The 8,753-nt window shown below is 63.1% G+C and carries 9 protein-coding genes, 1 tRNA gene and 1 pseudogene; 8 read left to right on the top strand and 3 right to left on the bottom strand.

The window, feature by feature from the left end:
* Positions 1 to 97: pseudogene (locus QCE58_RS07370) on the bottom strand (type VI secretion system lipoprotein TssJ); the annotation flags it as partial.
* A gap of 11 nt (positions 98 to 108) precedes the next feature.
* Between QCE58_RS07370 and QCE58_RS07365 the strand changes: the two are divergent.
* Both QCE58_RS07365 and tssE read left to right on the top strand, forming a co-directional pair.
* Complete coding sequence (locus QCE58_RS07365; RefSeq protein ID WP_250521084.1) at positions 109 to 486, top strand: DotU family type IV/VI secretion system protein; 378 nt, start codon at positions 109 to 111, stop codon at positions 484 to 486.
* A 36-nt stretch (positions 487 to 522) separates the two neighbouring features.
* Entirely contained in the window at positions 523 to 951 is a 429-nt protein-coding gene (gene tssE, locus QCE58_RS07360; protein WP_200889159.1) for a type VI secretion system baseplate subunit TssE, read from the top strand.
* A gap of 270 nt (positions 952 to 1,221) precedes the next feature.
* Here tssE and QCE58_RS07355 read toward each other — a convergent pair.
* Positions 1,222 to 1,298 (bottom strand) — tRNA-Met (locus QCE58_RS07355).
* A gap of 147 nt (positions 1,299 to 1,445) precedes the next feature.
* Here QCE58_RS07355 and QCE58_RS07350 point away from each other — a divergent pair.
* The 3 genes from QCE58_RS07350 to QCE58_RS07340 all read left to right on the top strand — a co-directional run bounded on the left by QCE58_RS07350 (position 1,446) and on the right by QCE58_RS07340 (position 2,699).
* Positions 1,446 to 1,826 (top strand): DUF2946 domain-containing protein, encoded by a 381-nt coding sequence (locus QCE58_RS07350; RefSeq protein WP_008349967.1) that lies wholly within the window; start codon positions 1,446 to 1,448, stop codon positions 1,824 to 1,826.
* A gap of 71 nt (positions 1,827 to 1,897) precedes the next feature.
* On the top strand, positions 1,898 to 2,260 hold the full coding sequence (locus QCE58_RS07345) for a copper resistance protein CopC (RefSeq protein WP_250480484.1): 363 nt from the start codon (positions 1,898 to 1,900) through the stop codon (positions 2,258 to 2,260).
* A gap of 7 nt (positions 2,261 to 2,267) precedes the next feature.
* On the top strand, positions 2,268 to 2,699 hold the full coding sequence (locus tag QCE58_RS07340; RefSeq protein ID WP_008349971.1) for a copper chaperone PCu(A)C: 432 nt from the start codon (positions 2,268 to 2,270) through the stop codon (positions 2,697 to 2,699).
* Positions 2,700 to 2,759: 60 nt separating this feature from the next.
* Here the strand turns inward: QCE58_RS07340 and QCE58_RS07335 are convergent, their stop codons facing one another.
* Positions 2,760 to 5,309, bottom strand: a complete 2,550-nt coding sequence (locus tag QCE58_RS07335) for a penicillin-binding protein 1A (RefSeq protein WP_250480483.1) — start codon at positions 5,307 to 5,309, stop codon at positions 2,760 to 2,762.
* 495 nt (positions 5,310 to 5,804) lie between these two features.
* Here QCE58_RS07335 and QCE58_RS07330 point away from each other — a divergent pair, with 495 nt between their 5' ends.
* The 3 genes from QCE58_RS07330 to QCE58_RS07320 all read left to right on the top strand — a co-directional run bounded on the left by QCE58_RS07330 (position 5,805) and on the right by QCE58_RS07320 (position 8,439).
* The gene (locus QCE58_RS07330; RefSeq protein WP_008349975.1) at positions 5,805 to 6,212 is read left to right on the top strand and encodes a plasmid mobilization protein; all 408 of its coding nucleotides are present in this window, start codon (positions 5,805 to 5,807) and stop codon (positions 6,210 to 6,212) included.
* 219 nt (positions 6,213 to 6,431) lie between these two features.
* Entirely contained in the window at positions 6,432 to 7,112 is a 681-nt protein-coding gene (locus tag QCE58_RS07325) for a PspA/IM30 family protein (protein ID WP_034473631.1), read from the top strand.
* Between the two features lie 124 nt (positions 7,113 to 7,236).
* Positions 7,237 to 8,439: a lipopolysaccharide assembly protein LapB gene (locus QCE58_RS07320; RefSeq protein WP_034473597.1), complete on the top strand. Its 1,203-nt coding sequence runs from the start codon at positions 7,237 to 7,239 to the stop codon at positions 8,437 to 8,439.
* Positions 8,440 to 8,753: the final 314 nt, after the last annotated feature.

Raw genomic sequence — 8,753 nt, 5'->3', positions numbered from 1 at the left:
ACCGCACCACCGTCGAAAGCGGCTGGCCGGTCGCGTTCTCGTTCAACGCGGCGCGACCGTTCAGTTCGACGTTCATCGACTTGACTTGCGTGGTGAAGACCGTTGCAGTTGGAGAAGTTCGAGACCAACGATGCCGGCGAAGAACTCGTGCGGCGAATCCGAGAGCGGCTGCGAGACCCCAGGCCGGTGCTTGCGCTGCTCGCGATCTTCGGCGCGGTGCTGGATCTCGGTTTCACGGGGAGACTCGCCCTCGAAGGCGACGACGCGAAAATTCGCCTCCGACGGGCCATCGATGCTCAGCTTCGTGTCGAGCAGAGGCAGCAGAAGGATGATGGCTCCGTCATCGTCAAAGCGCCAATTATGCGTGCGTGGACGCAGCGAATCTCTCCGCTCGCCGGCATCGCAGTCGCTTGCGTAGTGGTCGGGCTGATCTGGTTTGGAATCAATGCGTGGCTGGATGCGTCCGTTGCCCGCATGACGCAATGAAAGGAGCGCAGGCATGAAACACGAGGTCAAACGATGATGCGCGCGGGACCCGGCCTCTTCGAGCGGATCACCGGACACTTCGCGGACGGAACGGCGATCATCGATCACTCGCCCGAAGAGCAGACTTTCTATTCGGTGCGGGACAACATCCAGCGGATTCTCAACAGCCGTCGCAAGGCGCTCGCGCATTTGCCCGGGTATGGGCTCGACGATCTGTCCGAGATATACCGGCACTTGCCGGCTTCTGCGCATAAGTTGAAAACCGAGATCGAGTCGACGTTGCTCGAGTACGAGCCACGCCTGAGGGCGATCGACATCGAGATCAACAAGCCCGAGCCGGGCATGCTCTTGAGCTTCACGATGGCGTGTCACCTTCGACGCGAGGGGCTTGTGCGCTTCGGCACGGACTTCATGCCGGATGGCAGGACGCGGTTGAGGATGCTTCAGCAGGCGCGCGATGAGTGAGCGTTCGACTGAGGTTCCCCTCGAATCGATGTCGTGGCTTCCGCAAGGAGCGATTCATTTCTGATCGCGCGTCCGAGCGCTGCACGCATCAGGCCTTTAGTTGGCGAACCGGTGGTAGAAGCCGCAGCCTTTCGCCGACCCTTGATGCGGCTCGGGCGCGCACGAGCGCGGTTCTGGCCGCGCGATTGACAAGGCGTATTTGCATTGAAAAGACAGACAACAAAAAACCCGCTCAAAGGCGGGTTTGATGGTGTGACGGCTTGCCAATATTGGTTGCGGGGGTAGGATTTGAACCTACGACCTTCGGGTTATGAGCCCGACGAGCTGCCAGACTGCTCCACCCCGCGTCCGTCGAAGAAAAGATTATATGTCATCGCTTACTTTGCCGCAACACCCTATTTTCTAAAACAATCAATCGATGCGTCCCATCCCTCGCGAAGCGCCTACAAACCCGCATGGCATAATCGCTCGTTCATCATCGTCCATGTATCGGCATGCATCACTTGCGTCGGGGCATCATCGGGAAGATCGGCGGGTTCGCTGCGATATGCGCGATCCTGCTGCTCTCGCTCGCGCCCGTCGCATCGCAAACGCTCGAACATGCGCGCATCGAATCGTTGCTCGCGTCCGTGTGCGCAACCGATGCCCAGGCATCGCGCGACACGCATCCGCAAAAGCATGACACCGTCGATCATCTGCAGGCCTGCGCTTATTGCGATCTCATCGCGCACGCGCCCACGCCGACCGTATCGCCGCATCGCGCGGCCGCCCTTCTCCCGCCGCGCGAAACCTTCGTCGCAAATCATCGCACCGACGCGCCTCGCCGAGCATCGCTCACCGCCGCACAACCGCGCGCCCCGCCCGCCTTCGCCTGATTCGCATCGGCAAACACAGACTTCGTTCATCGCCTGAACCCCCATCGGTTTCGGGCACGCAAGGACACATCATGCTTTCATCATCGTTGATGCGCAGCGCACTCGCGCTCGCGTTCATCGGCTCCGCGCAACTCGCATTCGCGCATGCATTGCCGAAGCTGCAACAACCCGGCCCCGGCGCGGCCGTCAGCGCCCCGCACGAAGTTGCGATCGACTTCGGCGAAGCACTCGAACCGACCTTCAGCAAGCTCATCGTCACCAATGCGCAGGGCACGCAAGTCAACACCGAGAAATCCACAGTCGATGCACGCGACAAAAAGCACATGAGCGTCGCGCTCCCCGATCTCGCGCCGGGCGTCTACAAGGTCCAATGGAGCGCGTTCGCGGCCGACGGGCATCGCACGCAAGGCCACTACAACTTCACCGTCAAGTGAGGACACAATGAAAAAAATCGCTGTACTCGCGAGCGCGCTCGTCTGCGCATCGTTCGCTCAGGCCGCGACGCTCGAGGCCCGCGATTGCTGGGTTCGTGCGATGCCGCCGAACCTGCCGTCATCGGGCTACTTCACCGTCGCCAACAACGGCGACAAACCCGCGACCCTCACGGCCGCGGAAACGCCCGCGTTCGGCATGACGATGATGCACAAGTCGGAGAGCAAGAACGGCACGGCGACGATGTCGGCGGTCGATTCCGTCGATGTCCCCGCGCACGGCACCTTGAACTTCGCGCCGAAGGGCTATCACCTGATGCTCGAAGAGCCCGGCAAGCCGCTCAAGGTCGGCTCGACGATTCCGCTCACGCTATCGTTCGCGGACAAGTCGACGCTCAAGGTGAACTGTGACGTGAAGTCGGCAGCGACGGTCGGCCACTGAGTTTCGCGCCCCCCAAAGAAAAGCGCGCCGGATTGTGAAGTCCGGCGCGTTTTTTTATCGCTAGTGCTTGCTGAACAGATCCATGATCTGCTTGCGCTCGTCGGTCGTAACCTGCGGCGCGGGCGGCGCCTGCATGCCCGCCGGACCCACGCCGCCCATCGTGGTGGCATCGCCCGCCATCGGATTGGCGTTATCCAGCCCGATGCTCGCGACGAATCCCGCGCCCGGCGTCCGGTCGGCGTAGAAGAGTTCGCCATCGACCGTGGTGATGCCGTCCGGCCGCTCCATCTGCTCCTGCGGAATGCCACGCAGCGCGCGTCCCATGTACTCGACCCAGATCGGCAACGCGAGCTGCGCGCCGAACTCGCGGCTGCCGAGCGTCTTCGGCTGGTCGTAGCCCATCCACGCGACCGCGACGAGCTGCTTCTGATAGCCCGCGAACCAGCCATCCTTTGCGTCGTTGGTCGTGCCGGTCTTGCCTTGCAGATCGTTGCGCTTCAACACGTTGGTGCCCGAGCCCGTGCCCTGCGTCGCGACGGTATGCAGCAGGCTGTTCATGATGTACGCGTTGCGCGGCTCGAGCGTCTGCGGCGCACTGCTCCCCGCGATCAGCGGATTGGCGCGCGAGATCACGGTGCCGCGCGCATCGGCGACCTCGGCGATCAGATACGGATTAATGCGATAGCCGCCGTTCGCGAACACCGAGTACGCACCGCTCAACTGCAACGGCGTGACGAGACCCGCGCCGAGCGCGAGCGGCAGATAAGGCGGCGTCTTGTCCTTGTCGAAGCCGAACTTCTGCGTGACGAAGTCCTGCGCGTAGCCCGTGCCGATATACGAGAGGATGCGGATCGACACGAGGTTCTTCGACTTCTGCAGGCCGACGCGCATCGACATCGGGCCGTCGGGCTGGTCATCGTCCTTCGGCTCCCACGCATCGCCGCCGCCCGCCGCGGGGAAATACAGCGGCGCGTCGTTGATGATGGTCGCCGGTCCGAGACCCTTGTCGAGCGCCGCCGAATAGATGAACGGCTTGAAGCTTGAACCCGGCTGACGCCATGCCTGCGTAACGTGATTGAACTTGTTCTTGTTGAAGTCGAAGCCGCCGACGAGCGCGCGGATCGCGCCGTCCTGCGGCGTCATCGAAACCAGTGCGCCTTCGACCTGCGGCAACTGCGTGATCTGCCAGTTGCCCTTGCCGTCCTTCGTGAGACGCACGATCGAGCCCGGCTTGATCGCGAGCGCCTTCGATGCGTTGTTGCGCAGCGCGGCCGCCACGAAGCGCAGGCCGTCGCCCGCGATCGTCGCAGTATCGCCGCCGACGAACTGTGCGCTCACCTGCTTCGGGCTCGCGGCCGTGACCACCGCCGCGACGAGCTCGCCGTTGTCCGGATGATCGACGAGCGCGTCTTCGATCGCCTCGGCGCGGTCATCCGCGTTCGACGGCAGATTGACATTGCCCTCCGGCCCGCGATAGCCATGCCGGCGCTCATAGTCCATCACGCCCTTGCGCACGGCTTTATACGCGGCGTCCTGATCGGCGGAATCGATGGTCGTCGTCACCGTGAGGCCGCGCGTGTAGGTCTCTTCCTTGTATTGGGCGTACATCATCTGCCGGACCATTTCCGCGACGTATTCCGCATGCACGCCGTATTCGGTGCCCGAGGACTTCGTGTGAATTTCCTCGGCGCTCGCCTGAGCGAACTGTTCGCGCGTGATGAAGTTCAAATCGAGCATGCGCTTCAGGATGTACTGCTGACGCACCTTCGCGCGCTTCGGATTGACGACCGGGTTATACGCCGACGGCGCTTTCGGCAGGCCCGCGAGCATCGCCGCTTCGGCAAGCGTGATGTCCTTCAGGTCCTTGCCGAAATACACGCGCGCAGCAGCCGAAAAACCGTACGCGCGCTCGCCCAGATAGATCTGGTTCATGTACAGCTCGAGAATCTGATCCTTCGTGAGCGCGCTCTCGATCTTGTACGCGAGCAGCATCTCGTAGATCTTGCGCGTATAGGTTTTCTCGCTCGACAGGAAGAAGTTGCGCGCGACCTGCATCGTGATCGTGCTCGCGCCTTGCGATGCGCCGCCGTGCATCAGATCGGTCACGCCCGCGCGCAGGATGCCGACGAAGTCGACGCCGCCGTGATCGTAGAAGCGGTAATCCTCGATTGCGAGCACCGCCTTCTTCATCTGATCGGGAATGTCCTGAAAGCGCACGAGGCTGCGGCGCTCCTCGCCGAACTCGCCGATCAGCACGTGATCGGCCGTATAGACGCGCAGCGGCACCTTCGGACGATAGTCGATGAGCGCATTGAGCGACGGCAGATTCGGCCCCATGACGACGAGCGCATAACCGACGATGAGCGCGCCGATCACCGCGCCGATGGCCGCGAGTCCCGCGAACCAGAGCGCGATGCGTGCGAGCGGAGAGCGGCCCCGGCCGCCGCGGTCATTGCGATCGTTGCGGTCATTGCGGCCGCCACCGCCGTTGCGCCCGCCGCCGTCGCGGCCGCCCGAGTCATTGCGTGAGTCGTTGCGAGAGTCGTTCCAGCGGGGTTCGCGATCGTAGCGCGAGGAATTCGATGAGTCGGGTCGTTTGATGATAGGCATGACTGGGTTCGTTCGGCGCGCCATGAAGCGCGCCCGCTGCCGCGCTGCGATGCGCCGAAAAACGACGCGACTGCCAAGACGGGACGAGCGAATGTGCAGGCCGGATCCGGCCGGAGGTAACAGCGCATTTTAAAGAATTCGCGCGGGCCACCACAAAATGCGCAGGATTTTTTTGTAAGTAAATTGCCGCGAGCCCGCCAGATGCGCGCCAATGTTGTGTTACCCACAGAAAGTGTTGAGAGCCTTGTGGACAACCGTATGAGAAAATGCACAAGTCGTTGATCGCGCGCCGTTTTTGCGCAACGCTCATCGCGTGTGATGCGAGGCCATTCACACGCACGGCCGCGCGCAAACCGATATGATGGATGAATGGATCGCGGGTTCCCGAAACGGCTCTCGCGAGCCTGCAATAACGATGTCGTGCAGTTTGATGAACCGAAGCCGCGGTCGTCCCCGTAGTCCGGTTACGATCGCCTTACTGTTTGTGAGCCGCCCATGACGACCAAACCCAGCGAACGCATCGTTGTTTTCGTGACTCCCGCGCAGAAGCTGGCCATCAGCAATACAGCGGACTCCCTCGGCATCAGCGTGAGCGAGCTCATGCGGCGCGCCGTGCTGAACTTCAACGCGACGAGCGAGCAGATCAAGGTCGCGGGCATCGTCGATCGGCTGCGCGCGCCCAAAGCGCCCGATGCGCTCAACGCCGCGCTGAAGAGCGTCGCTGCGAAAGCCGCCGCACGCGAAGCCCGCGATGCCGCCGCAAGCGCGACCAAACGCGCAGCGCAGGCGCGCACGCTTGCGCAGGCGCATCCCGAGCCCCCCGCATCCGAAGACGCACTCGAGCATGACGCCGATGAGGGCGACGACGCCTCGCTGACCGACGACACGCACACCGAGCGCTAGCCACCGGCGCCCTGCCTGCCTTTTCCGGCAAGGCGCGCCGTTACACTCCTTAACCTTCCGTTAAGTCCCGGTTAAGCCGCGGCATGATCTAATGAGCGGGTAAACCCGGCGTGCACGCGAAGCTCGCGTGCGCTTGCAATCCCGCGCATTGCGCCTCACATTCGAGCCGCGCGGCGCGTGGATCGAGTGAACGCCGCCGTCTTCCTCCAGGAGAAATACATGTCGCTTTTCGATTCCATCACGCGCACGGTCAAAGGCCTCTTGAACGACGCCGCCGACACCATGCAGGACCCTTCGCGCGACGCTCGCCAGATCGTGCGCGAACTCGACGACAGCATCGCGAAGGCGGAAAACTCGCTCATCGAGATCGAAGCGCAGGTCGCGACGCAGCAAAGCAAGCGCGACGCCGCCGCCGACAAGGCGAAGAAGTACGAAGACGGCGCGAAGCGCGCGCTGCAGTCCGGCGATGAAAGCCTCGCGCGCGAAGCCCTCGCGGCGCAGGCGAACGCCGAAACCGAACGCGACGCGCTCGCCGCGGAACTGCAGACGCTGGTGCCTTCGGTCGATCATCTGAAGCAGCAGATCACGGACATGCGTCAGCGCCGCAACGATCTGAACGCGCGCTCGAACATCCTTCAGGCGAAGCAGCAGATCGCGCAGGCGAAGGACACCGCGGCGACGGCGCTGGGCGGCATTGGCGGAAAGAATCTTTCGGAGGACTTTCAGAAGCTCGAAGACAAGGTTCAGCTCGCCAACGCCCGCTCGGATGCGCGCCTGAATTCGGCGGACCAGAAGTCCGGCAAGGCGCTCGATGACAAGCTCGCCGCGCTCAATCGCGGGCCTTCCGTCGAAGACCGTCTCGAAGCGCTGAAGAAGCAGTTGAATCCGCCGGCGCAATAAGTGCTGGCGAGTGCATGCGTGGCGAGCCGCCGGGCAAGCCACGCGTCGCACGAATATGCGTTACCTTGAGCAGTACACGATTGCATCGACAGGAGACGGACGTTCATCGCGTCCGGCCCGCATCATGAAAAAGTTCTTGACGGCTCTGGCGTTGTCGCTGTCGCTCGCATCCCCGCTCGCGTTCGCGTTGCCGACCGCGCAGCAGGTCGAGCAGTCGATGACGCAGGGCAACTGGCAAAAGGCCGACTCGCAACTGAGCGAAGTGCTTGAGGCGCATCCGAAGAACGCGCACGCGCATTATCTCTACGCGCAGGTTCTCGACCGCGAAGGCCGTTACAGCGACGCCCTTTCGCATCTGCAACAAGCGAAATCGCTCGATCCCGCATTGAGCTTCACCGATCCTTCGCGCTTCGCGGCCACGCAGGCCCGCATTCAGGCCGATGCGACGCGCGCGAGCATCTCGCCGCGATCGGACAACGGCGCGACTACGTCTAGCGCACAGAATCCCTTCAATCAGCAACAAGCCGCGCCCGCGCCGCAGACGCACGGCATCGGCATGGGCGCGTGGATCGGTTTGGCGATCCTGATCGCGGCGATCGCGCTCGTGCTGCGCTGGGGATTGCGCCGTGCGCGCTCACGCGACGACGGTCAGGCCGAGAACGATCGCCGTTCGCAGATCAAGCGCGCAACCGAACTGCTCAACGAAGTGCGCACGCTCAAACTAGACGTGCGGCTCTCCACCGCGCCGGGCCATGAAGCGCTGCTGAAGGACGTCGAAGGCGCGGAAACGCAGTTGCGCGAGATGGTCGAATCGCTGTCGAACTCGAAGAATCCGGTACCGCCGTATGCGATCGAAGATCTGGAGAATCAGGTTGCAAGCCTGAAGGCGCGCGCCGAAGGCCGGCCCGATCCGAACGCGAACAACTATGCGCAAGCCGGCGCACCGAACGGCTCGCCATATGCGCAGGAAGCCGAGCGTTTCGGACGCGGCCAGCCGCAGTATCCGCAGCAAGGGCCGTATCCGCCGCAGCAAGGGCAGCAGCCGCCCGTCATCATCCAGCAAGGCGGCGGCGGGTTCGGCGGTGGCATGGGCGGATTGCTTACCGGCGTGCTGCTGGGCGAGGCGCTCTCGCATGGGCGCGATCGCGTGATCGAGCGCGAAGTCCCCGTCGATCGTCCGCCGCAGAACGATAACGGCGGTCTCGACTTCGGCAACGACAACGGCGGCGGCCTCGATTTCGGCAACGGCTCGAACGACTGGAACGATGGCGGCGGGGGCGGAAACCTCGACCTCGGCAGCAACGACGACAGTTGGCGCGATTCCTGATCTGCTCGCGTACGAAAAACAAGGGCTCCGTTTCGCGGAGCCCTTTTCGTTTCGTCGTGAAGATCAGCGCATCAACCGCCGCCGAGAAAGCGCAGCAGGCCCCAGAGAAACTTGAAGAAGCCGACGATGAATTCCCAGATCCGCTCGAGCTGATCCCAGCTCGCGACGCGCAGGATGGCATGCAGGATCATGCCGTCGGCGCCACGCGGCCTTGAAGAGGCGCGCGTTCATGCGTGAAAGATACGGCCATCGTGGAAAAAAGAAGGCGGCTCCCGCCGCCTACTGTCGCTATCGCAAAAACCAGATGATAACCG

Source organism: Caballeronia sp. LZ028, assembly GCF_031451415.1.
Classification (GTDB): Bacteria; Pseudomonadota; Gammaproteobacteria; order Burkholderiales; family Burkholderiaceae; genus Caballeronia; species Caballeronia zhejiangensis.
The sequence above is the reverse complement of the archived record's forward strand: the minus strand, read 5'-3'. Positions and strand labels throughout refer to the sequence as shown.

Coding starts and splice junctions, on each gene's coding strand:
- QCE58_RS07345 (WP_250480484.1), top strand. CDS start 1,898: ATGCTTTCATCATCGTTGATGCGCAGCGCACTCGCGCTCGCGTTCATC.
- QCE58_RS07335 (WP_250480483.1), bottom strand. CDS start 5,309: ATGCCTATCATCAAACGACCCGACTCATCGAATTCCTCGCGCTACGAT.
- QCE58_RS07340 (WP_008349971.1), top strand. CDS start 2,268: ATGAAAAAAATCGCTGTACTCGCGAGCGCGCTCGTCTGCGCATCGTTC.
- QCE58_RS07350 (WP_008349967.1), top strand. CDS start 1,446: ATGCATCACTTGCGTCGGGGCATCATCGGGAAGATCGGCGGGTTCGCT.
- QCE58_RS07325 (WP_034473631.1), top strand. CDS start 6,432: ATGTCGCTTTTCGATTCCATCACGCGCACGGTCAAAGGCCTCTTGAAC.
- tssE (WP_200889159.1), top strand. CDS start 523: ATGCGCGCGGGACCCGGCCTCTTCGAGCGGATCACCGGACACTTCGCG.
- QCE58_RS07320 (WP_034473597.1), top strand. CDS start 7,237: ATGAAAAAGTTCTTGACGGCTCTGGCGTTGTCGCTGTCGCTCGCATCC.
- QCE58_RS07330 (WP_008349975.1), top strand. CDS start 5,805: ATGACGACCAAACCCAGCGAACGCATCGTTGTTTTCGTGACTCCCGCG.